Source organism: Amycolatopsis palatopharyngis, from assembly GCF_003385185.1.
Classification (GTDB): Bacteria; Actinomycetota; Actinomycetes; order Mycobacteriales; family Pseudonocardiaceae; genus Amycolatopsis; species Amycolatopsis palatopharyngis.
Window position 1 is genome coordinate 1 of record NZ_PQHZ01000026.1, and the last position, 22,985, is coordinate 22,985.

A 22,985-nucleotide genomic window follows, 5' to 3' on the forward strand; every position below is an offset into this window, starting at 1 on the left:
GACAACCCCCGCCGGACACCCTCCCAAAACAACACCCGCACACACCGAGCCCGCCCAGGCCGCTTCCCACCCATCACAACTCCTCATCACAAGGCGTTGCAACCACCCACTGACCCCAAGAGATCGAAAGCGTCGCTAACCGCTACCAACTGCGTGCTCACCCCGGCACGCTTGGTAGCGGTTTACGACCGTGATGATCTTGCTTGGGCGTACTTGCAGGCCTACCAAGGGGTGAGGCTGGGGGTGTGCTGACGGTCACCGGAGTGGGCGGCGCACAACCCAGAGGGGGTGTCGGACGTCTGATCGTGCAGAGAGTGCGGTTTAGTGGACACCGCATCCGGCACCGAGACGATGGGACGGGCAATGACCTACGGCGGAGACTATGGCGGGCGCCGGCCACCCACGGGGCCCCGTCAGCCGCCGCGCGGCCCACGGCAGCACCAGTCGGCCCAGATGATGCCGATCCCCGGCAGGGAGCAGGCGCGACGCCCGCAGCAGGGACAGCGCTCATCCCGCCAGGGGCCGCCGCCGGGACAGCGGCCACCGCGAAGGCCCCAGGGTGGCCCGCCGCCCCGTCCGCCCAAGCGCAGGCGATGGGGGCCCGGCCGGGTACTCACGGCGCTGCTCGGCGTGATCGTGCTTTTCCTCGGCGCGACCTGGGTGTACCTGGAGTTCTCGATCAACCGCATCGACGCACTGCCGGACTACGACGGCAAGCCGGCCGCGGGCGAGGGCACGAACTGGTTGATCGTCGGATCCGACTCCCGTGAGGGGCTCACCCCCGAGGAGGAGGAGCGGCTGGCCACGGGGAACACCGGCGGGCAGCGCACCGACACCATCATGGTCGCGCACGTCCCGGACAACGACACCGCGCCGACCCTGCTCAGCCTGCCGAGGGACTCGCAGGTGGCCATCCCGGGACACGGCACGAACAAGATCAACGCCGCCTTCTCCTTCGGCGGCGCCCCCTTGCTGGCGCAGACCGTCGAGCAGGCCACGGGCCTGCGCATCGACCACTACGCCGAGATCGGCTTCGGCGGTTTCGCCAACGTCGTGGACGCGATCGGCGGGGTGGAGATGGACATCCCCGAGGAGATGCGCGACACCAAGACCGGCGTGGTCATCCCGGCGGGAACGCAGGAACTCGACGGCGCACAGGCGCTCGGCTTCGTCCGCATGCGCTACAGCGAGGCGACCCCTCGCTCGGACCTCGACCGCGTGGCCAACCAGCGCAAGTTCATCGGCGCGATGGTGAGCGAGATGGCCAGCCCCGCAACGCTGCTCAACCCGTTCCACCTGTTCCCGTTGCTCTCCGCGGCACCGGACGCCCTGACCATGGATTCCGGTGACCATCTGCACCACCTGGTCGGACTCGCCCTCGCCATGCGTGGCATCTCCTCGGGCGGGGTCGTGACCACGACCGTGCCGGTGACGTCGTCGTCGGCGGTGAACTGGGACGAACAGAAGAGTGAGCAGCTCTTCGACGCGCTGCGCACCGACAAGCCAGTGCCAGACAGCGTCATCGTCAACTGACCGGTAGGCGGCACTTTCCGCGGAGAGTGCCGCCTGGCGGTCAGGCCGCCTTGCGGGAGCGCAGGATGTCCAGCGCCTTGTCCGCGTGCACGCCCATGCGTAGCTCGCTCTTGATGACTTCGAGCACCCGGCGGTCGGTGTCGATGACGAACGTGTGCCTGCGGGTGAGCAGCGGGCCGAACTTGCGCCGCACGCCGAACGCGGTGGCCACCTCACCGGCTGGATCGGACAGCAGCGGAAAGTCGAAGCCGTGGGTGTTCGCGAACTGTTCCTGCTTGTCCACCGCGTCCGGGCTGATGCCGATCCGGTGGGCGCCGACCTCGGCGAACTCCGTGGCCAGATCCCGGAAGTGGCAGCTCTCGGCGGTGCAGCCGGAGGTCATGGCGGCCGGGTAGAAGAACAGCACCACCGGGCCGGTCTCGAGGAACTCCGTCAGCGACCGCTGCTGCCCCTTCTCGTCGGGGAGCGTGAAGTCTCCCGCGAGGTCACCCTGCTTCATGGATGCGTCCTTTCCGTAACCAGCGGAGCCTGCGGCCCATCGTGCCTGCTATTCGGAGCGGCGACGCACCCGGCTTGCTCCTCGCCGGCCGGACCGGGGTCAGCTCGCGTGCCGCTCGATCAGCTCGTCGATGTCGTCGCCGGTAGCCGATTCGGCGACGAACGCCCCGCGGGCCGCGATCACCCCGAGTTGTCGCAGCCGGTCGGCGTGCTCGTCGCTGCACACGCCCTCGGCGCCGATCCGCAGGCCCAGCTCGCGGCCACGGGCGATCAGGTGGCGTAGATGCCGGGTGGCCACCTCGTCATCTCCCTTCGCGAGGGAGTCGACGACGTGGCCGCTCAGGATGATGTGCTGGACCGGCAGCCGGTGTGAGGTGATCAGCTCCAGATCCGCGGTTCCGGTGACGGTCAGCACTAGCGTCGCGCCGAGTTCGGCGAGTACCGCGAGCGAGTCGACGACCTCGCCGCGCGGGTCGAGGATCGAGGCGCCGTCGGTACACAGCCGTAGCGCCTTGCCCGGCAACTGGTTGCGGTCCAGCTGCTCCTTGACCAGCAGTACGAGGTCCGGATCGATCGCGAGGCGGTTCGGCAACCGTACGCATACGTCCGGGGCCGCGTCACCGAAACGTTCCCGCCAGCGAGCCGTCGCGGCGAGTGATTCGGTGAGCAGCCACTTGCCGAGCGGGATGGTCATCCCGGTGGTCGCGGCCAGTGGGTAGAACTCGTCCGAGTCGAGCTCGCCCATCTCCGGATGGTTCCACCGCAGACCCGCGTTGACCGCGGCGATCCGGTTCGGCTCGTTCAGCTTCACGGTGGGCTGGTAGATGAGGGAGAACTCGCCGTTCTCCAGCGCGCCCGCGATCACCGCACCGAGCCGGTACCGGCTGCGATCCCGCGCGTCGAGCTCCGGGTCGAACAGCATCCACTGCGCCTTGCCCGCCTCCTTGGCGCGGTGCAGCGCGATCTCCGCGGCCCGCAGCAGTTCGCCCCTGGCGTCCGAGGACGGCTTGACCACGATTCCCGCGCTCGCGCTGACCCCGATGCCCTTGCCGTCCAGGTAGATGGGTTCGCCGAGTTCCTCGAGGGCCTCCTCGACCATGGCGATGACGTCGGTCGGCGCGAAGTGGCCGTGCATCAGCACGGCGAACCCGTCGCCGGTGAGCCGGGCGACGAAGGCGTCGTGCTGGGTGAACACCGAGGCCAGCTTGCCGGCCACCTTGCGCAGGACCTGATCACCGACGCCGGCGCCGAGGCCGTCGTTGATCACCTTGAAGCCGTCGATGTCGAGGTACACCAGGCCGATCTGTTCATCGGCGCCGAGCGAAAGCGTGGTCTCCAGTTTCGCGTCGAACCGGGAGGCGTTGGGCAGCCCGGTGAGCGGGTCGTGCAGGTTCTGGTGCCGCAGGGTCTTCTGCAGCAGGTGGACCTCGTTGACGTCCTCGATCATCAGCACGGGAAAGACGGTGCCCTCGCCGTCACCCGGCAGGCGGACGATCGTCACGTGTGTCCACAGTGGACCATCGGTGTGCTTCAGTTGCATCCGCTCCCGGTAGCGGGACACCTCGTGTTCGGCCAGATCCGCCACGCCGTCGCGCAGGGACTCGGCGTCGCGTCCTGCCGCACCGAGTTCGGGAATCGCCACGCCACGCAAGGTGTCGGCCTTCCGGCCGAGAGTCCGCAGGAGCGCCGGATTCGTCTCCACGATCGCGCCGCCGGGGTCCGCGAGGGCGATGCCGATCGGTGACGTCGAGTACAGGGCGGTGAATCGCAGCACGGCCGCGTCGCGCACCCGTTCGTAGCGCTCGTGGACGTCGCGGGCTACCTCAAGCAGTATCGATTCCAGATCTTTCGAGGGAAGCGATACTCCTTTAGTGTCCGCCAGTGTGTTCGCCCACCGCTGGGCGATCTCCACCAACCCTGGTTCCGCACCAGGTTCAGGCACAGTCCACCTCTTCACGCCAGAGCGAAGGCCAGCTCAGCCCGCGGATGCGAGTTTCCCGTCGGGCAACGGGTCCGAGCCAGCCGAGAGCCCTGCAACGGCATCACGCATTACCCTCTGTGTCTACCGGCTGAAAGAGTGATCATCTGTGCAATTGTGAGCACTCTCCGTGTTCTCGCCCTCCGCCGGTTCAGGGTCGCGATCACCGAGGACTGAGCCGAACCGGTAAACCGTCCACCGGAACCGGCAGCGATACGTAGTCCCAGCGCACCTGGTAGTTCTCCGGCACGGTCCACCGGAACGCCCGCAGCATCTCGTGCAGGAGCGCCTTGACTTCCAGTGTGCCGAAATGCAGGCCGATGCACTTGTGCGCGCCACCGCCGAACGGCATCCACGCGAAGCGATGGGACTTGTCCTCCCTGCGCTGTGCCGAGAACCGTTCCGGGTCGAAACTGTGCGGGTCGGTCCAGTACTCGGGCAGGAAATGGTTGGCGGTGGGGGAGACGCCGACGAGGGTGCCCTCCGGCAGGAAGTGCCCGAGTACCTCGGTGTCGCGTACGGTCTTGCGGGCCATGGTGGGCACGGGTGCCACCAGTCGCAGGGCCTCCTTGATCACCAGGTCGAGCGTGTGCAGTTGCTCGAGGGCCGCCATGTCCGGGATGTCGTCGCCGAGTGCCAGCGACTCCGCGCGGGCCCGTTCCTGCCACTCCGGATGCTTGGCCAGGTAGTAGGCCACGGCGGTGCTGGTGATCGTGCTTGTGTCGTGTGCGGCCATCATCAGGAAGATCATGTGGTTGACGACGTCGGCGTCGTCGAACCGCTCACCGTCCTCGGTGGACGCAGCACACAGGGCGGCGAACAGATCGTCGCCGCCTCCGGCACGCTTGGCCGGGAGGTTGCCTGCGAAGTAGTTCTCCAGCAGCCTGCGTCCGGCCAGGCCCGCGGACCAGCGGCCGCCGGGCACCGGGTACCGCACGATGGCCGTACCCGCCCGGACCGAGTTCACGAAGGCGCGGTTGATCCGTGCGGCCTCGGCACTGTCGCCGTCTCCCGGCATACCCATGAAGACACGTGTCGCGACGTCCAGGGTGAGCTGCTTGAGTGACCAGTACAGCCGGGGGTTCTGCCGCCCGGACCATGCGGCGACACCCGAACGCAAGGCTGGGCCCATCTGGTCCACGTAACCGTTGAGCCGGTCTCGGCTGAACGCCTGCTGCATGATCCGGCGGTGCATGTGGTGCTCGCCGAAGTCCAGCAGCATCAGCCCGCGGTGGAAGAACTTCTCGATGAAGAACTCCCAGCCTGCCTGTGAGAACGCCTTGTCCTTGTTGACCAGCGCGATCTGGGTGGCGTCTGGGCCCGAGAGGGTGACGATCCGCTTGCCGAAGGCGCCCATCCAGGAAACGGGTCCGTAGTCGTCGTAGCGCCGCAGTGCGTACTCCACGCCGAAGCGCATGAAGTCGAGGGAGTGACCGATCAGCGGTGCGCCCGCATCTCCCAGCACTGGCTTGAGCCCGCTGCCCTCGGGCGGTGCGGCCAGTTCACGGACCGGCCACCGCTTGTCGAGCAGTCGCTGGTCCACCGCCCGGGGCAGCGGGATCGCGGTCAGTGGCGGCATGCGCTCACGCAGCGCTCCGGTCATCTTGCCGACGGCGGTCGTCATGGCGGTCCTCTCCTCGTCGAGAGCAGTACCCGCTCTTACCGTCCCGCACTATTGGCAAAGTGACAAGAGGGTGTCCACCATCAGTGGTGCTGTTGGGTCCTGACCTCGTGCGCGGCCGCCACCAGGTTGCGCAGTGCGGGCTCGATCTCGGCATAACCCCTGGTCTTGAGCCCACAGTCGGGGTTGACCCACACACGCTGGGCGGGCACCGCCCGCAGTGCGGTGCGCAGCAGACCGGTCATCTCGCGCACATCGGGCACCCGGGGTGAGTGGATGTCGTAGACACCGGGCCCGACACCCCTGCCGAAGCCGGCCCGTTCGAGGTCGCCCAGGACCTCCATGCGGGACCGGGCGGCCTCGATACTGGTGACGTCGGCGTCGATGGCCTCGATCGCGGGCAGGATGTCGCCGAACTCCGAGTAGCACATATGCGTGTGGATCTGGGTCGAGTCGGCGATACCGGCCGTGGCGAGCCGGAAGGCCGCCACCGCCCAGTCGAGGTACTCCGCGTGCTCGGCCGCGTGCAACGGCAGCAGTTCGCGCAGCGCGGGCTCGTCGACCTGGATGATCCGGATGCCGGCCGCCTCCAGGTCGTGCACCTCGTCGCGGATGGCCAGTGCGACCTGCCTTGCCGTGTCCCCGAGCGGCTGATCGTCGCGGACGAACGACCAGGCGAGAATGGTGACCGGCCCGGTCAGCATTCCCTTCACCGGCTTGGCCGTGAGGGATTGCGCGTAACGCGCCCACCGGACGGTCATCGGCGCCGGACGGGCGACGTCGCCGTAGAGGATCGGCGGCCGCACACACCGGGAACCGTAGGACTGCACCCACCCGTGCTCGGTCGCGGCGAAACCCCGCAACTGCTCGGCGAAGTACTGCACCATGTCGTTGCGTTCGGGTTCGCCGTGCACCAGGACGTCGAGCCCGAGGTCCTCCTGCAGCCGGATCACCCGCTCGATCTCGTCGCGCATCGCCGCCTCGTAGGCCGCGCTGTCGAGGCGGCCCGCCCGATGCGCGGCACGAGCCCGGCGAATGTCGGCGGTCTGCGGGAACGAACCGATTGTGGTGCTCGGCAGCGGCGGCAGCGCGAGTTCCTCCTGCTGTGCCGCGACCCTGGTGCGGTGATCCGCCCGCCGGGAGTCCTCCGGCCGTACCCTGGTCAGCCGGTCCCGTACGGCCGGGTCGCGCAGCGCCGGTGCGTTCGCACGGTCCCGTACGGCCGCGCGAGCGGCCTCGAGTTCTGCCGCCACCACACCGGTACCGGAGTGCAGCGCGCGTCCGATGAGGACGACCTCGTCGACCTTCTGCCTGGCGAACGACAACCAGCCGCGGATCCGGGGGTCGAGGGAGGTCTCCCGGTCGGCGTCGTAGGGCACGTGCAGCAGTGAGCAGGAGGTGCTGACGCCCACCTCCGCCGCACTGCCCAGCAGGGTGGCCGCGGCGGCGAGAGCCCGGTCGGCGTCCACCCGCCAGATGTTGCGCCCGTCGACCACCCCGGCGAGCACCTGCTTGTCCCGCAGGGAGGGTTCGCCGACGACGGTGTCCACAGCGGATGGAGCGGTCACGAGGTCGACGGCGATCGCCTCGATCGGCGACCGGGCCAGCCGCCCGAGCGCGGGACCGAGATCTCCGAAGTAGCCCGCCGCCAGGATCCTGGGCCGGGCGGCGGCGGACCCCAGTACGTCGTACGCGTATGTGAGGGCGTCCAGTTCCTCGGCGCTTCGGTCCGCCGCGAACGCGGGCTCGTCCAGCTGGACCCACCGGACCCCCTCGTCGTGCAGGGTGGCCAGCAGGTCGAGGTAGGCCGCGAGCAGCGAGTCGAGCCGCTCCAGTGGCCGGTAGCCCGCGGGTGCGCCGTCGGCCGGCTTGGCCAGCAGCAGGAAGGTGACCGGACCGACCAGCACCGGACGCGTTTCGATGCCGAGCGCCCTGGCCTCGCGGTACTCCTCCAGCGGCTTGCGCCCGTGTACGGCGAACGTGGTGTCCGGCCCGATCTCCGGGACCAGGTAGTGGTAGTTCGTGTCGAACCATTTGGTCATCTCGAGTGCCGGCGCTTCGGCGGTGCCCCGTGCCGCCGCGAAGTACGTGTCGGTGGGCGAGAGGCCGAGTTCGGTGAACCGCGCGGGCAGCGCGCCGAACAGGGTCGCCGTGTCGAGAACCTGGTCGTAGTAGGAGAACGTGTTGGACGGGACGGTGTCCAAGCCCGCGCCGGCGAGCGAGCGCCAGCCCGCGACGCGAAGGTCGTGGCCGGTGCGTTGCAATTCCGCCTCGTCGAGCGTGCCCGCCCAGTAGGCCTCGATGGCGCGTTTGAGTTCCCGGTCCGGCCCGATCCGCGGATAACCCAGAATGGTGGTGCCAAGGCGATCGATATCGTTCACAGCTCTCTCCTCGCGAGCTCGTCCACAAGAGTCCGGGCGAGGGCAGCGGAGGCGAACAGCGGGAAAGCCCGTGTCCGTCCGGCCCACCCTCGAGGCGCGGACTCGCGCCGGCCGGCGGCGGGCGCACCACGGGCAGGTCTTCGGACTCGTGGGCATGGGCTTTCCGGCCCGGCCTACCGGCCGTCGCTTCCCGGATTCGCGTCCAGTGCTTTACCGCTGCTCGCGGTGACGGCGTTCGTTCCCACATACCGCTGCGGGGCAGTCCCGGATTCACACCGGGTTCCCTGTTGCCTCCACGGTGAAAGCAGCTCGGCCACGCCACCGTGGAACCAGTGGCGTGGCCGAGCGTAACAGCGGACGGACTGTCGTAGCGGCGGTCTCACCGCATGGGACAGGTCGTGCTCAGTCCCAGTCGAGGGCACCACCGGACTGGTACTCGATGACCCTGGTCTCGAAGAAGTTCTTCTCCTTCTTCAGATCCATCGCCTCCGACATCCAGGGGAAGGGGTTCTCCTCCTGGCCGAAGATCGGTGCGAGGCCGATCTGCTGCGCCCTGCGGTCGGTGATGAAGTGCATGTACTGCTCACACAGCGCCGCCGAGAGCCCCAGCATGCCGCGCGGCATGGTGTCGCGCGCATAGGCGACCTCGAGCTCGCAGGCCTCGATCAGCATGCCCCGCACCTCGTCCTGGAACTCCTGCGTCCACAGGTGCGGATTCTCGATCTTGATCTGGTTGATGCAGTCGATACCGAAGTTCAGGTGGATCGACTCGTCGCGCAGGATGTACTGGTACTGCTCGGCGATGCCGACCATCTTGTTGCGCCTGCCGAGGGAGAGGATCTGCACGAAACCCGTGTAGAACCACATGCCCTCGAAGATCACGTAGAACGCGACGAGGTCCCGCAGGAAGTTCTGGTCGGCCTCCATCGTGCCGGTCTCGAACTCCGGATTCTCCAGGTTCTGCGTGTACCTCAGTGCCCACGCGTCCTTGTCCGCGATCGAGGGCACCTCGCGGTACATGTTGAACAACTCGCCCTCGACCAGGCCGAGGCTTTCACAGATGTACTGGAAGGTGTGCGTGTGTACGGCCTCCTCGAACGCCTGGCGCAACAGGTACTGCCTGCATTCGGGGTTGGTGATGTGCCGGTACACCGCGAGCACGATGTTGTTGGCCACCAGGGACTCCGCCGTGGCGAAGAAGCCGAGGTTGCGCTTGAGCATCAGGCGCTCGTCCTCGGTAAGGCCGTCGGCCGACTTCCACAGCGCGATGTCGGCCTGCATGGCGACCTCGGTCGGCATCCAGTGGTTGTTGCAGCCCGCGAGGTACTTCTCCCAGGCCCAGCCGTACTTCAGTGGCAGGAGCTGGTTGACGTCGGCGCGGGCGTTGATCATCGCCTTGTCGTCGACGCTGACCCGCTGCGCTCCGCGCTCGATGGCGCCGAGGCCGGTGGCGTCGAGGGACTTCGGTGTTTCCAGATTGGTCATGTGCGTCCGTTCCGGTGTCGTGAGTGTGCGTGTCCGAGAGCCGCAGCCGTCACTGGCACGCTTCGCAGTCGGGGTCGTCGATGCGGCAGGCCGCCCCGTCGGTGGTGGAGAAGTCCACGTCCACGTCCGGCGCGGGACTGGGCGACGGCGCGGGGCTCGGCGTCGGTGCCGGGCTCGGCGCGGCGGCCGGAGCGGCGGCCGGGGCGGGTGGCGGGGTGGCCGAGACGGCGTTGAGCTTGCCGTCGGTGCCGCGCAGCGTGCTCTTCTCCACATGCGTGGCCGACTGGGCCCGCAGGTAGTACGTGGTCTTGAGCCCCTTGTGCCAGGCGTAGCGGTAGAGCTCGTCCAGCTTCCGCCCACTCGGCGCGGAGATGTAGAGGTTGAGCGACTGCGCCTGGTCGATCCACTTCTGCCTGCGCGAGGCCGCGTCCACCAGCCACCGGCTGTCCATCTCGAAGGCCGTGGCGTAGAGGGCCTTGATGTCCTCGGGCACCCGGTCGATCTCACCGAGGCTGCCGTCGAAGTACTTCAGGTCCGAGACCATCACCTCGTCCCACAGGCCGCGGGCCTTGAGGCTCGCGACCAGGTGCGGGTTCACCACGGTGAAGTCGCCGGACATGTTGGACTTGACGAACAGGTTGCGGAACTGCGGTTCGATCGACTGGCCGACACCGCAGATGTTGGAAATGGTCGCGGTGGGTGCGATCGCCATGACGTTGGAGTTGCGCATCCCGCTGGACCGCACGCGCCCGCGCAGAGTCTCCCAGTCCAGAGTGGACGACGTGTCGATCTCGAGTGCGTCGCCCTTTCGCGCGTCGGCGAGTAGTGCGAGAGAGTCGATCGGGAGGACTCCCTTGCTCCACAACGAGCCCTCGAACGAGGCGTACTGGCCGCGCTCCTCGGCGAGCTGGACGGACGCCGAGATCGCGTGGAAGCTGATGTGCTCCATGCTCCGGTCGGCGAACTCCACGGCGGCTTCGCTCGCCAGCGCGATGCCCTGCTCGAACAGGGCGTCCTGGAAGCCCATGAGGCCGAGCCCGATCGGGCGGTGACGCAGGTTGGACCTGCGGGCCTCGGGGATCGTGTAGAAGTTGATGTCGATCACGTTGTCGAGCATCCGCACCGCGGTCTTCACCGTGCGCGCCAGCAGATCGGTGTCCAGTCCGGCCGGGGTCACGTGCTTGAGCAGATTGACCGAGCCGAGGTTGCAGACCGCGACCTCTTCGGTACTCGTGTTCAGCGTGATCTCGGTGCAGAGGTTGGACGAGTGCACGACCCCGGTGTGCTGCTGCGGGGAGCGCAGGTTGCACGGGTCCTTGAAGGTGATCCACGGGTGTCCGGTCTCGAACAGCATGGTGAGCATGCGCCGCCAGAGGTCCACCGCGCGCACGGTCCGCACGACCTTGATCTCGCCGCGCTCGGCCATCGCCTCGTACTCGCGGTACCGCTCGGCGAAGGCGTTGCCGTAGAGGTCGTGCAGGTCCGGTGTCTCGTTGGGGGAGAAGAGGGTCCAGTCGGCATCTGCCTCGACCCTGCGGAGGAACTCGTCGGGCACCCAGTTCGCCGTGTTCATGTCGTGGGTGCGCCTGCGGTCGTCGCCGGTGTTCTTGCGCAGGTCGAGGAATTCCTCGATGTCGATATGCCAGGTCTCCAGGTACGCGCACGCCGCGCCCTTGCGCTTGCCGCCCTGGTTCACCGCGACCGCGGTGTCGTTGGCGATCTTCAGGAACGGCACGACGCCCTGCGACTGGCCGTTGGTGCCCTTGATGTGCGCGCCGAGCCCGCGTACCGGGGTCCAGTCGTTGCCGAGGCCGCCGGAGTACTTCGCGAGCAGTGCGTTGTTCTTGTAGGCCTGGAAGATCGAGTCCAGATCGTCGTCCACTGTGGTCAGGAAGCAGGACGAGAGCTGCGGCCGGGTGGTGCCGGAGTTGAACAGGGTGGGGGTGGAGGCCATGAAGTGGAACGAGGACAGCAGCTCGTAGAACTCGATGGCACGAGCTTCCCGGTCGTCCTCCCGGATGGCCAGGCCCATCGCGACGCGCATGAAGAACGCCTGCGGAAGCTCGAACCGGACGCCGTCATGGTGCAGGAAATAGCGGTCGTACAGCGTCTGCAGGCCGAGGAAGCCGAAGTCAAGGTCGCGCTCGGGGCGGATCGCCGCGGTGATGCGGTCGAGGTCGAACGCGGCCAGTTCGGGATCGAGGTGCTCCAGCTCGACGGCCCTGCGCACGTAGTCGCGGAAGTAGTCGCCGTAGTTCTGCGCCATCTCGCTCTGGTTCGCCAGCCGGGTCTCGCCCGCCAGGTAGCCGAGCGCTTCCGCGCGCAGCTTGTCCAGCAGCAGCCGGGCGCTGACGTAGGAGTAGTTCGGCTCGTGCTCGACCAGCGTCCGCGCGGCCATGATCTGCGCCAGCGCCAGTTCGTCCATGCTGATGCCGTCGTAGAGGTTGCGACGGGTCTCGGTCAGCACCGGATCGGCGGACACGTCGGCGAGTCCGGCGACGGCCTCGCCGACCACGTGCGCGACCCGATCCCAGTCCAGCGGGGCAACCGTGCCGTCCGCGGCGCGGACGTGGATCTCGGCCTCGCCGGAACCGGACGCGGCCTTCTCCGCGGCCCTGGCGCGGGAGTGCTCCTCGCGGTACAGGACGTAGGCGCGGGCGACCTTGTGATGCTCGCCGCGCATCAGCGCCAGCTCGACCTGGTCCTGGATCTGCTCGATGTGCAGCGTGACCAGCTCACCTGCCGAGTGGCGCAGCAACGAGGACTCGACCTGCGCGGTGAGATCGGCGACCAGGTGGTGCACCCGCGAGGAGGCCGAAGCGTCATCGCCCTCGACCGCGAGGAACGCCTTGGTCATCGCCACCGAGATCTTGCCCGCGTCGAACGGTGACACGCTGCCGTCCCGCCGGATGACGCGCACCGATCCGGTGCTCGTGTCCGGGGCGGACGGCGGTCGCTGACTGGTCTCCAAGGACATGCCTGACTCCAAAAGGGCGCGTCGGATGGGCATCCCGGCGGGACCGGGATGCTCGCTGCACGAATGTCACCGGCGCCGGGGACCACCACCTCGCGCGGCGAATCGACGTCCCCACGGACGCGCGACCCACTCCCACGCACCACCGGACGAGGTGTTCTGGCTCCCGGCTCGCGGGTGACGGCGATGTGTCGCCGGCCCCGCGTGCTGTCGGTGTCCAGAGCCTACATGTTGTGGTTCTTCGCCGCATAGGACCCAATATGATGGCGTGTCGCTGTGTGTGTCTGGCCACAGAATCAGCGCTGACGGCCGCCGTCAGCTGCCGTCGGGTACCCGAATGATCACACCTGCGGCACCGGATCGCCGATCGACGCGAGGTCCTCGGCCACTCCGACGTGGTAGTGCTCGGGGTCGAATCGGCGGGTCCTGCGACGGTACTCGGCCGTGCGGCCGGGCCAGTTGGCCACCACCCGCCCGTGCGTGTTGCGGTACCAGCTACTGCAGCGCGTCCACACGGATTTGGCGAGGCGACCCTGGACCTCGGTGTCCCAGCGCCGCTCGCTCTCGGCGCGGACGTCGACATAACGGCCCGGGTGTTCGACGAGCCCGCGGACGGCGTCGCGGATGTAGCGGGCCTGGCTCTCGAGCATGTGGATGATCGAGTTGCCGCCCAGGTTGGTGTTCGGCCCGTACACCAGGAACATGTTGGGGAAGCGGGGAACGGTGATCCCGAGGTACGCCCTGGCGCCCTTCTCCCACGCGGTGGACAGGGTGGCGCCCGCGCGCCCGGTGACCTCCACCGAGTCGAGCAGATCGTTCGTGCTGAACCCGGTGCCGTAGATGATCACGTCGGCGGGGTGCTCCGCGCCGTCCGCGGCCAGGACGCCGTTCTCGGTGATCTCGGTTACCGGTGCGGTCACCAGATCGACATTGGGCCGGGTGATCGCGGGCAGGTAGTCGTTGCTGAACAGCACCCGCTTGCACCCGAGCTCGTAATCGGGGGTCAGTGCGGCGCGCAGCCGGGGATCGGTTATCTGCTTGCGCAGGTGCCGCATCGCCTGCAGGCGGAACACCGGGGTGATCCGCCGCCAGCGGGAGAGACACTGCTGGGCGAACTCGGCATAGAGCCAGAAGGACAGCCGGTCGAGGGACTGCAGTACCGGCAGGCGCCGGAACGCGGCGTGGTGCCGTGCGGTGTAGGCGTGGTCCCGCTTCGGCATGATGTACTGCGCCGAACGCTGGAACACCGTGAGACGGGCGACCTCGGGCTGGATCTCCGGCACGAACTGGATGGCACTGGCGCCGGTGCCGATCACCGCGACCCGCTTGCCCGCGAGGCTCTGGTCGTGGTCCCACCGCGCGGAGTGGAAGGCGGGACCCCGGAACCGGTCGATCCCCGCGACGTTCGGCAGCGCGGGCCTGGAGAGCTGGCCGACTGCCGGAATGAACGCGACCGCGCTGTACTCCTGGCCCTGCGCGGTGCGGATCGTCCACCGCGCGGTGGTCTCGTCGAACGTCGCGGCCCTGACCTCACTGTGGAAGCGGATGTGCTGAACCACGCCGTACTTGCGGGCGGTTCGGTCCAGATAGGACTGGATGTCCCGGTGCCCCGCGTAACGGCGCGGCCAGCGCAGGTTGCGTTCGAACGAGAAGGAGTACAGCGGGGAGGGTACGTCGCAACCCGCGCCGGGGTAGGTGTTCTCCCGCCAGACGCCACCGAGGTCGGCCGCCTGCTCCAGCACCACGAAGTCATTGATCCCGGCCCTGCGGAGTTCGATCGCCATCGCGATCCCGCCGAATCCGGCACCGACGATCACCGCGGTGGTACGGACGGGTTCGGTGGGGGACTGCGTGGTCATCGATACCTCCGACCTGCCGGGCCTGCTCGCCGCGGCCGTTCCCGTCCGCGATCCGTCTCAGGAGAGTAGGTCCACGGGGTGGGGGTGGACCATCCCGGCCGCGGACACCTTATCGAGATTTCCGGCCACGGGCGGCCACCGCCGGATCAGCCGCCGAAGCGCAACCTGAAATCCCGCGTGTGCAGGTTGAGCAAAGGCCGGCGCCCGGCGAGGTAACCGAGCGGGCCGTCCGGATTGATGTTCCAGTTCGCTCCAGCCGCACGGGGCAGGGCGCGTGAACCGACCTGGCTGTACTTGATCGAGTCGCCGACCCGCTGGGCGATCGTGAAGGAGCCGCGCATCGGGAACGGTGGGCCACTCCGGACGGTGAACGCCGCCGTGGCGATCCAGTCCCGCGCGGTCGACGCCGTGGCCGTGAACACGCGGCCGTGCCGGAAGTCGAAATCCGCGAGATCCTTCGGGATGCCCCACAGTTGCCTGCCCCCGGCCAGCGAAACCTCGCTGTCGACCCAGATCTCGGTGATGGTCGCGGTCGGCTGGAGTCCACTGCGGACAGTGATGGCGGCCAGCAGTTCGTGGTAGGCCAGCTGACCCTGTTCCTGGTAGTCGATCCAGGCCGTGGTGACCATCGCCCGGCCCGCCAGCGTCATCGGCTGGACACCGGCGGGGAGGCGAGGTAGCTCGCCGACCGGCACCTGCCATACGGACAGGTAACCCTGCCCCGCGAGCCGCCACGGTTCCGGCGGGTATTCGGCGGTGCTCACGGTTTCTCCTCGTGCCGGCTCCCATCGGCCCACGGGAGGTGGCCGGGAATGTCCTCTGGTACCCGCAGTGTCCACTCCGGCGGTCGTTTCTGCAGGAACGAGACGACCCCCTCGATCGCGTCGGAGTTACTGGTGAGCCCGCCGATCAACGTGGAGTCGAGTGCGTGCACCGGCAGCGGCGAGTCCAGCGCCGACATACGGTAAAGCAGTTGGCGGGTCACGGCGACGGAGACGGGTGCGGTGTTTTCGATGATCTCCCGCGCCAGTTCATAGGCCCGGTCCAGCAACTCCTCGCGCGGGTGCAGGCTGTGGACCAGGCCCGCCCTGGCCGCCTCCTCGGCGTCGAAGACCCGGCCACTGATCATCCAGTCCATCGCGGTACCGAGCCCGACGAGCCGGGGCAGGAACCACGCCGAGGCACCCTCGGGATAGATCCCGCGACGGACGAACACGAAGCCGAAGCGGGCGTCGGCCGAGGCGAGCCGGTAGTCCGCGGAGAGGGTGATCGTGATGCCGCCGCCGATCGCCGCACCCGCGATCGCGGCGATGACCGGCTTGTTCATCAGGAAGATCCGCTTGGAGCAGCGTCCCGCCGGCTCCTGCCAGTGCTCGCCGGGACCGTGCTCGGCGTCGAAGTCGAATCCGCCCTGAGAAAGGTCGGCGCCGACGGAGAAGTCCTTGCCCGCGCCGGTGAGGACGACGACGCGCACATCGGCGTCCGCGTCGGCCCGGTCGAGGGCGGCGGCGAGTTCGTCGGCCATGGTGACCGTGTAGCCATTGCGGGCCTCGGGCCGGTTGAGCGTGACCGTCGCGACCCGCTCGGCGACCACATAGGTGATCTCGCTGTACTCACTCGTATCGCTCACTCGTCGCCTCCGGTGTTCGCGGTGAGGCAGACGTTAAGCCACGCCGCCCACTACTGGCAAGCTGCCAACAAGCTCCACGGTCTCCTCAGTCGCGCCGTCCCCAAGCCGCGAGGGTGAACTGCGGGACGTCGATGAACGCCGGGTCGTCGAGCAGCGCGGTGAACTCGTCGAGTTCGGCCTGGGTGATCGAGCCCTCCTCGATCAGCGCGGGGCTCACCTGTGCGATCAACGGCCGCCACCGGTCACGTTCGAGGTTTCCCATGCAGGCGAGCCTGCCGGTGAAGTCGACCTCGGTCAGCCCGGCACCGGCGAGTGCGGACGGAATGGACCGTGCCCAGGTGAGGTCCGCGCCGTGCTCGGCGTACTTGTCGCGGTACGCCGCCATGATCCGCCGGACCACCGGAAACGGAGAGGTCTCGGCCGGCAGCTGGTAGGGCTCCTCGATGACCAGCCAGCCGCCGGGCTTGAGCCAGCCTGCGGCCCTGGCGAGCACCTCGTCCCGGGCGGGCAGGTGACTGAAGAGGTACCTGGCGTGCACCAGGTCGAACGAGCCCGGTGCGTAGCCGGGATCGGTGACGTCCTGTTCGGCGATCTCCAGGTTGGCCGCCGCGTCCGCGTCCAGGTATCGCGTGTCGATGTCGGCCGCCACGACCCTGCCGTCCGGACACCGCTCGGCCAGCCAGTACGCGATGGAACCCGCTCCGGCCCCGAGTTCGAGGCAGTCCCAGGAGGGCCGGACGCCGAGGGCGGCCAGGATCCCGGTGCTGAACACGTCGACGCTCGACTGGATCGAGTTCAGCCTGGCCTGTTCCGTAGGGGAGTCCTTGCTCAGTACGCCGCTCCGGTAGGAGGTGTGTGCCGGTTCCTCGGCGGTCATCGATGTCCTTCCTTGCGGGGGCGGGAATCGTCCTCGGCGGAACGGGCGGGGGAGAACGTGGCGACCACGGCTGAGGTTCTCGCCGAGGAAACCGACCGGAGGAAGTCGACCTCGCCGGAGAGGTCGTCGCCTGGGCCGAGTCTGCGGCCCTCGGGATCGGGTTCGGCCGGTTCCGGCGTCACGCCGCGCGCCTTGGCCGCGAGGGCGACGGTGAGCCAGCAGGCGGTCGCTGTCGCCTCGACGGTGTCCGGTTGTACCCCGCGGGCCAGCGCGTGCTCCCTGGCCCGGGTGACGGTCTCCGTGCTCACGTAGTCACGCAGGATGAGGATGGCGTCGCGGATCTCGATCACCCGGCGGTAGAGGCGCAGGTCGGTCGACCAGCGGCGCATGCCCGGTTCCGGCAGCCGGACGCCCGGCGCGGCGGCGACCAGCTCCCGCCACAGCGGGTCCAGGCCATGCAGTGAGCGCAGCTTCGCGGCCAGCTGCCGGAGCTCGAGCACCAGCGGCAGGGCGATTCCCGCGGCGATCAACCAGGTCGTCAGGCCGATGTTCAGCGGGAACAGCGCCACCAGCCACATCGGACGCAACAGCAGGACGCCGAGCACCACCGGGCCCCAGAAGACCGCGGACGAGGCGAAACCGGCGGCCAGCAGCGCGAGTCCGGTCCGCAGCGTCGGAGCGGACTGTGCCCGGTAGGCGTACCGCGCACAGAGCATCGCGCAGGGCACGACCGCGACCACGTGCGCGGCGGACAGCAGCCACCAGAACGGGCTGTACCACTCGGCTTGCACGGTACTCACACACCCCGCGTGCGGGGAGATCGTGGCGTTGAGGGCGATGAGCGTGACACTCACCCCCGCGGCCCAGCCGTACACCAGCCACGGCCGTCGCCGGTCGAGGGCGGCCAGAACGAAGTCCAGGATGAAGGCGGAACTCGCCACTCCCCAGATGTTCATGAACAGCCCGCAACTGTTGGCGAAGACGAACGTCGAGTTCAGCGCGGCCGTGACGGGATCGAGGTAGACGGTGACCGAACCCGCGATCCCGGTCGCGGCCAGCAGGAGCCTGCGTTGCTGGGTGGACCGCAGGGCGACCGGCGCGCGCAGGAGGATCACCAGCCAGAGCAGGAGCGCCCCCACGAGCATGAAGTCCGAGCCGAAGCTGTAGACGGCTGCCATGGTCATTCGCCCTCGCCCCGGATTCCCAGTGCGGCCTCGAGTTCACCGAGCACGCCGGCCGGGTGGGTGGACTGCTGTGCCCGTGCCGAAGTGCGGATCAGGCTGGCGACGAGTTCGGCCTCCCGCTCCTCTTCTGTGGTGTAGCTGGTACGGGCCAGCAGGCGCTCGATCAGGCCGGGGTCGAGATCGGGCAGGAACCGCGACAGCTCCTGGCGATCGATTGCCCCGGACTCGGCGGTGTCGTTGTTGTCGGTGTGTCCGCAGAGCATGTGCCCGATCTCGTGGAGCACGATGTGGTCCCGGTGGAACCGGGTCGTGTTCTCCTCCACGTAGATGTCGTCATGGGTGTCCGTGCTGATCCACAGGCCGCAGGCGTTGATCGTGCAGCCAGGCGCGAGCGTGTGCAGGTGAATCGGCCTGCCCCGCTGTTCGGCCACCGCGCCCACCAGGGCATCCACCGAGAACGGGCTCGGCAGCGTGAGCCGCGAGACGAGCTCCTGGCACCTTCTGTAGCTGCCTCTGCTGGTCATGTGCGCGGCACTACCTCCTGTCGGGCATCTCCGGAACGAGCCGGGTGGCGAGACCGCCCTGTGGCCCATCTAGCCTTCCGCCCCCGATGCCTCCGTCGCGTTCTCCCCGAGTGGTTCGAGCCGCTCGATCTTGCGCGCCTGGTTGAGCATCGTGAGGATCGAGTTCAGCGTATCGTCCGAGAGCCCCTCCGCACGCAACGCGATGGATCGCACTTTCTGGTTCCGCAGGGCCAACGCCAGTTGCAACTGGCTGTCCACGCGTGCGGCCACCGCGTCGTCGAGGAAGTAGTCGGCCGGCACCCCGAAGAACTCGGCCAGGGTCGCGAGGGTGCCCTGCGTCAGGTTGCGTTTCCGGCCCGTGGCCAATTCCCACAGGTAGGTGCTCGAGATCGTCTCACCGGTCTGGTCGCCGATCTGCGCGGCCAGCTTCGCGAAGCCGGGACGCGAGCGTTTGTCCGGGTAGAGCGTCTCGATCAGATGGTTTAGTTTGCCGGCGAGCGGGCCCGCCACGTCGCGGTCGCCTGCGTCGCCGAGCGCCCCACCCGCGTCGTTCGAGGTCACTGACATGGCCTGGCCTCCGTCCCCATGGACGATGAGCACCCGGAGCGGTCGTCCGAGAAGCTGTCCGCTATGGCGGTCACATCGTCTGCGAACATTGTCGATCAGTCCGCCGTAGTTGACAACTTGCGGCCTGGCTGGCGTATGGTCTGGAGGCGGATTGTCCGCTGTAGCGGGTGGGGCGCCGAGGGGGCCTGGGGGCTGCTCGGCGCCTCCTCCTACCGCCTACCGCCTACCGCGCGGCGGCTGCCCGCAGGAACATACCGGCCGAGCGCACCGCCGCCCTGCCCTCCGGCACGAAGTCGGCGAACGCCTGGAACACGTGGATCTGCCCCGGCCATACCTGGAGCTCCGCGGAGCCGCCGCAGGCCGTCACCGAGTCGGCCAGCCGTTCGGAGTCCCCGAGCAGACATTCCGTCCCGCCGACCTGGATGAGTAGCGGCGGCCATCCGGTCTTGTCCGCGGCCAGCACGTTCAGCCGTACGTCCGCCGGATCGGCGCCCGCGGTGTAGGCCTGCCGGCACTTCTCCACATAGGCAGGTGGGACGAATGGATCACGGTGCTCGAGATCCCTGCGCCTGATCTCGGCCAGGTCGAAGTCGAGCCACGGGGAGAGCAACAACGCGCGAGCGGGTTGTGGGAGTCCGGCGCGGCCGATGTCGGCGAGCAGGCCCGCCGCCAGCTGTCCGCCCGCGGAATCTCCCGCGACGGTGATCCGCTCCGGCGCGAAACCCTTGTCCAGCAGCGTTCGATATGCCGCGAGTGCGTCGTCGGCAGCGGCGGGGAAGGGGTGTTCGGGAGCGCGCCGGTAGTCCAGCAGGAACACCGGAAGGTTCGCTGCCGCCGACAGCCGGTATGCGAGCAGACGGTGGGACCGGGGTGAGCCGAACACGAATCCGCCACCGTGCAGGTACAGCAGGGCTCCGTTGGTGGCGCGCGCGGATGCCGCCCGCAACCAGACCCCGCGGATATCGCCGTACCGGGCTGCCCAGGCGCGGGCTCCCCTGGGCAGCCTGCTCAGTCCGGCACTGTCCGCGGTCCGCCGCAGTGCCCGCAACTGGTATCCCCTCGGTGAGCTGCGATCGGCGAGCGGGCGGACGCGCGCGGCGAACATCTGCCGCAGACGCACACTTTGCGGGCTGGGCGCCCCGGATTCCCCGGACTCCGGCCAACGTTCGGTCGCGGCGGTCGTCGCCATCGGACCTCCTCAGGGTCGTCCGGAAACCTACGGTATCCGAGTTCGAAGACCGGCGGTATCCCTGGCTGACAAAAACAATCATGCGAGCTTGCTTTTTGTTGGGGCTGGTGCCAGTCTGGCCTCCGACGACTCGAGGAGGTGGCCGTGGCGGACCTCGGCGCGATTCTGGACGACCTCGCGGCCCAGGGCCGGGAGGTCGACGACCTCGTGGCCGGTCTCTCGGAAGCGCAGTGGCGGCAGCAGACGCCCGCCGAGGGCTGGACGATCGCCCATCAGGTGGGACATCTCGCATGGACGGACGCGCAGTCGCTGATCGCGGTCCGTTCCCCTGAGGAATTCGCCACCGTGCTCGAGCGGCTGGTCGCCCATGGTTCGTCCTTTGTGGATGAGGTGGCCGGCGACTGGGCGAGCCTGCCCCGCGACGAACTGATGCGGAGCTGGCGGCAGGGGCGCACCGAGCTGGCCGATGCGCTGGCCGAGGTGCCACCCGGCACGAAGCTGCCGTGGTTCGGGCCGCCGATGAGCGCCGCGTCGATGGCCACCGCGCGGATCATGGAGACGTGGGCGCACGGCCAGGACATCGCCGACGCGCTCGGTGTCACCCGCCGTCCCGCCGACCGGTTGTGGCACGTGGCCCGGATCGGGGTGCGAACCAGGGACTTCGCCTTTCTCGCGAACTCGCTGGCGCCACCTGGCGAGGAGTTCCGGATCGAGTTGTCGGCACCTGGCGGTGACAGCTGGACCTTCGGCCCGGAGGACGCCGTGAACCGGGTGACCGGCAGCGCTCTCGACTTCTGCCTCCTCGTCACCCAGCGCAGACACCTCGACGACACCGACCTCGTCGCCGATGGCGAATCCGCGCGGGAATGGCTCGGTATCGCGCAGGCCTTCGCCGGACCACCCGGCGGCGGCAGGAAAGCAGGGCAGTTCTCGTGACCGCGCTGCCGTCACCGCCGGATCCGATTCGGATCGGGAACGCGTCCGGCTTCTACGGAGACCGGTTCTCCGCCGTCCGCGAGATGCTCACCGGCGGACCACTCGACGTCCTCACCGGTGACTACCTGGCCGAGTTGACGATGTTGATCCTCGGCCGCGACCGGATGAAGAACCCGGACCGTGGGTATGCCAAGACGTTTCTCCGGCAGCTGGAGGAGAACCTCGGCCTCGCCATGGACAAGGGCGTCAAGATCGTGGCCAACGCGGGCGGGCTCAATCCGCGGGGACTCGCCGACGCGCTGCGCGAAGTGGCCGCGAAGCTCGGCCTCGATGTCGCGGTCGCGCACGTCGAGGGGGACGATCTGCTGAACAGGGCGGGCGAACTCGGGCTCGGTACACCACTGACCGCGAACGCCTACCTCGGCGCTTGGGGCATCGCCGACTGCCTGCGCGCGGGTGCCGACGTCGTGGTCACCGGCCGCGTCACCGACGCCTCGGTGATCGTCGGCCCCGCCGCGGCGCACTTCGGCTGGTCGGCACAGGACTACGACGCGCTGGCCGGCGCGGTGGTCGCGGGGCACGTCATCGAATGCGGAACGCAGGCCACCGGGGGCAACTACGCCTTCTTCACCGAGCACGACGGGATCGGCCTGCCGGGATTCCCGCTCGCCGAGATCCACGCGGACGGTTCCAGCGTGATCACCAAGCATCCCGGGACGGGTGGTGTCGTCAACACGGGCACCGTCACCGCGCAGCTGCTGTACGAGATCACCGGAGCCCGCTACGCGGGGCCGGATGTCACCTCGCGGTTCGACACCCTCGCGCTTGAGCAGGACGGCGCGGACAGGGTGCGGATCTCCGGTGTGACCGGGGAGCCGCCACCGCCGGAACTGAAGGTGTGCCTGAACGCCCTCGGCGGCTGGCGCAACGAGGTCACTTTCGTCCTGACCGGACTGGACATCGAACGCAAGGCCGAGTGGGTGCGTACCGAGCTGGACGCTGCCCTCGAAAAGAATCCCCCAGCCGAGGTCAGGTGGACGCTGGCCAGAACCGACCATCCCGATGCCGACACGGAGCAGCGGGCCAGCGCGCTGCTGCACTGCGCGGTCAAGGACCACGACCAGAAGGTGGCGGGCAGAGCCTTCAGTGGTGCGGCGATCGAGCTGGCATTGGCGAGCTACCCGGGCTTCCACGTCACCGCGCCTCCCTCGGAGGCGTCTCCGTACGGCGTTTACACCGCCGCCTATGTGGACGCCACCGAGGTGCCGCACGTCGCCGTGCGGCCGGACGGTTCCCGCGTGGATATCGCCCCGGCCGTCACGACGAGGACACTGACCGAGGTGGACGATCCCGCGCTGCCGGCACCGCTGCCCGGCGGACCGGTTCGCCGGCTGCCACTCGGGTCGGTTGCCGGAGCGCGCAGCGGGGACAAGGGTGGCAACGCGAACGTCGGCGTCTGGGTGCGTGGCGAGCAGGCCTGGCGCTGGCTCGTGCACACCCTGACTGTCGAGGAGTTCCGGCGGCTGCTGCCGGAGACCGCTGCGCTGACCGTGCGGCGCCATGTGCTGCCGAACCTGTGCGCACTCAACTTCGTGGTCGAGGGGCTACTGGGCGAGGGGGTCTCGTCCCAGGCCCGGTTCGACCCACAGGCCAAGGCCCTCGGGGAGTGGCTGCGCTCCCGTCACCTGGACATACCGGAGGCACTGCTGTGACCCAGACCGCTGCGACCCAGACCGAAGCGGCACCCGC

The 22,985-nt window shown here is 68.6% G+C and carries 17 protein-coding genes and 1 riboswitch; of the genes, 3 read left to right on the forward strand and 14 right to left on the reverse strand.

The features are described from left to right. Positions 1–363: 363 nt before the first annotated feature. A complete protein-coding gene (locus tag D0C15_RS19595; protein ID WP_116047570.1) occupies positions 364–1,533 on the forward strand; it encodes an LCP family protein in 1,170 nt (389 codons plus the stop codon). 40 nt (positions 1,534–1,573) lie between these two features. Here the strand turns inward: D0C15_RS19595 and D0C15_RS19600 are convergent, their stop codons facing one another. From D0C15_RS19600 to D0C15_RS19665, 14 genes are all read right to left on the reverse strand, one after another. Next, positions 1,574–2,032, reverse strand: coding sequence for a peroxiredoxin (locus D0C15_RS19600; protein ID WP_116047573.1), 459 nt, complete (start codon positions 2,030–2,032; stop codon positions 1,574–1,576). A gap of 99 nt (positions 2,033–2,131) precedes the next feature. After that, complete coding sequence (locus D0C15_RS19605) at positions 2,132–3,937, reverse strand: diguanylate cyclase domain-containing protein (RefSeq protein ID WP_116047764.1); 1,806 nt, start codon at positions 3,935–3,937, stop codon at positions 2,132–2,134. Positions 3,938–4,172: 235 nt separating this feature from the next. Beyond that, positions 4,173–5,633 (reverse strand): cytochrome P450, encoded by a 1,461-nt coding sequence (locus tag D0C15_RS19610; RefSeq protein WP_116047576.1) that lies wholly within the window; start codon positions 5,631–5,633, stop codon positions 4,173–4,175. An 80-nt stretch (positions 5,634–5,713) separates the two neighbouring features. After that, complete coding sequence (metE, locus tag D0C15_RS19615) at positions 5,714–8,011, reverse strand: 5-methyltetrahydropteroyltriglutamate--homocysteine S-methyltransferase (protein ID WP_425455409.1); 2,298 nt, start codon at positions 8,009–8,011, stop codon at positions 5,714–5,716. 114 nt (positions 8,012–8,125) lie between these two features. Beyond that, positions 8,126–8,360, reverse strand: a riboswitch (cobalamin riboswitch). A gap of 53 nt (positions 8,361–8,413) precedes the next feature. Further along, complete coding sequence (locus tag D0C15_RS19620) at positions 8,414–9,496, reverse strand: ribonucleotide-diphosphate reductase subunit beta (RefSeq protein WP_116047579.1); 1,083 nt, start codon at positions 9,494–9,496, stop codon at positions 8,414–8,416. A 49-nt stretch (positions 9,497–9,545) separates the two neighbouring features. Beyond that, positions 9,546–12,473 (reverse strand): ribonucleoside-diphosphate reductase subunit alpha, encoded by a 2,928-nt coding sequence (locus D0C15_RS19625; protein WP_116047582.1) that lies wholly within the window; start codon positions 12,471–12,473, stop codon positions 9,546–9,548. Positions 12,474–12,811: 338 nt separating this feature from the next. Continuing rightward, on the reverse strand, positions 12,812–14,329 hold the full coding sequence (locus tag D0C15_RS19630; protein ID WP_116047584.1) for a flavin-containing monooxygenase: 1,518 nt from the start codon (positions 14,327–14,329) through the stop codon (positions 12,812–12,814). A gap of 146 nt (positions 14,330–14,475) precedes the next feature. Next, positions 14,476–15,093 (reverse strand): acetoacetate decarboxylase family protein, encoded by a 618-nt coding sequence (locus tag D0C15_RS19635; protein WP_116047587.1) that lies wholly within the window; start codon positions 15,091–15,093, stop codon positions 14,476–14,478. Continuing rightward, the gene (locus tag D0C15_RS19640; RefSeq protein WP_116047590.1) at positions 15,090–15,959 is read right to left on the reverse strand and encodes an enoyl-CoA hydratase-related protein; all 870 of its coding nucleotides are present in this window, start codon (positions 15,957–15,959) and stop codon (positions 15,090–15,092) included. Before D0C15_RS19640 ends, D0C15_RS19635 begins: the two co-directional genes overlap by 4 nt. Positions 15,960–16,044: 85 nt before the next feature. After that, on the reverse strand, positions 16,045–16,836 hold the full coding sequence (locus D0C15_RS19645; RefSeq protein WP_116047592.1) for a class I SAM-dependent methyltransferase: 792 nt from the start codon (positions 16,834–16,836) through the stop codon (positions 16,045–16,047). Continuing rightward, positions 16,833–18,020, reverse strand: coding sequence for an MAB_1171c family putative transporter (locus D0C15_RS19650; RefSeq protein WP_116047595.1), 1,188 nt, complete (start codon positions 18,018–18,020; stop codon positions 16,833–16,835). Before D0C15_RS19650 ends, D0C15_RS19645 begins: the two co-directional genes overlap by 4 nt. Continuing rightward, the gene (locus D0C15_RS19655; RefSeq protein WP_116047597.1) at positions 18,017–18,544 is read right to left on the reverse strand and encodes a hypothetical protein; all 528 of its coding nucleotides are present in this window, start codon (positions 18,542–18,544) and stop codon (positions 18,017–18,019) included. Before D0C15_RS19655 ends, D0C15_RS19650 begins: the two co-directional genes overlap by 4 nt. A gap of 69 nt (positions 18,545–18,613) precedes the next feature. Beyond that, positions 18,614–19,111 (reverse strand): hypothetical protein, encoded by a 498-nt coding sequence (locus tag D0C15_RS19660; RefSeq protein ID WP_211323264.1) that lies wholly within the window; start codon positions 19,109–19,111, stop codon positions 18,614–18,616. Positions 19,112–19,334: 223 nt separating this feature from the next. Continuing rightward, entirely contained in the window at positions 19,335–20,300 is a 966-nt protein-coding gene (locus tag D0C15_RS19665; protein WP_116047600.1) for an alpha/beta hydrolase, read from the reverse strand. A 144-nt stretch (positions 20,301–20,444) separates the two neighbouring features. Between D0C15_RS19665 and D0C15_RS19670 the strand changes: the two genes are divergently transcribed. Together D0C15_RS19670 and D0C15_RS19675 are read left to right on the forward strand one after the other, a co-directional pair. Continuing rightward, positions 20,445–21,236, forward strand: a complete 792-nt coding sequence (locus D0C15_RS19670) for a TIGR03084 family metal-binding protein (protein WP_116047603.1) — start codon at positions 20,445–20,447, stop codon at positions 21,234–21,236. Then, entirely contained in the window at positions 21,233–22,948 is a 1,716-nt protein-coding gene (locus D0C15_RS19675) for an acyclic terpene utilization AtuA family protein (RefSeq protein ID WP_245976022.1), read from the forward strand. Before D0C15_RS19670 ends, D0C15_RS19675 begins: the two co-directional genes overlap by 4 nt. The last annotated feature ends 37 nt before the right edge of the window (positions 22,949–22,985 follow it).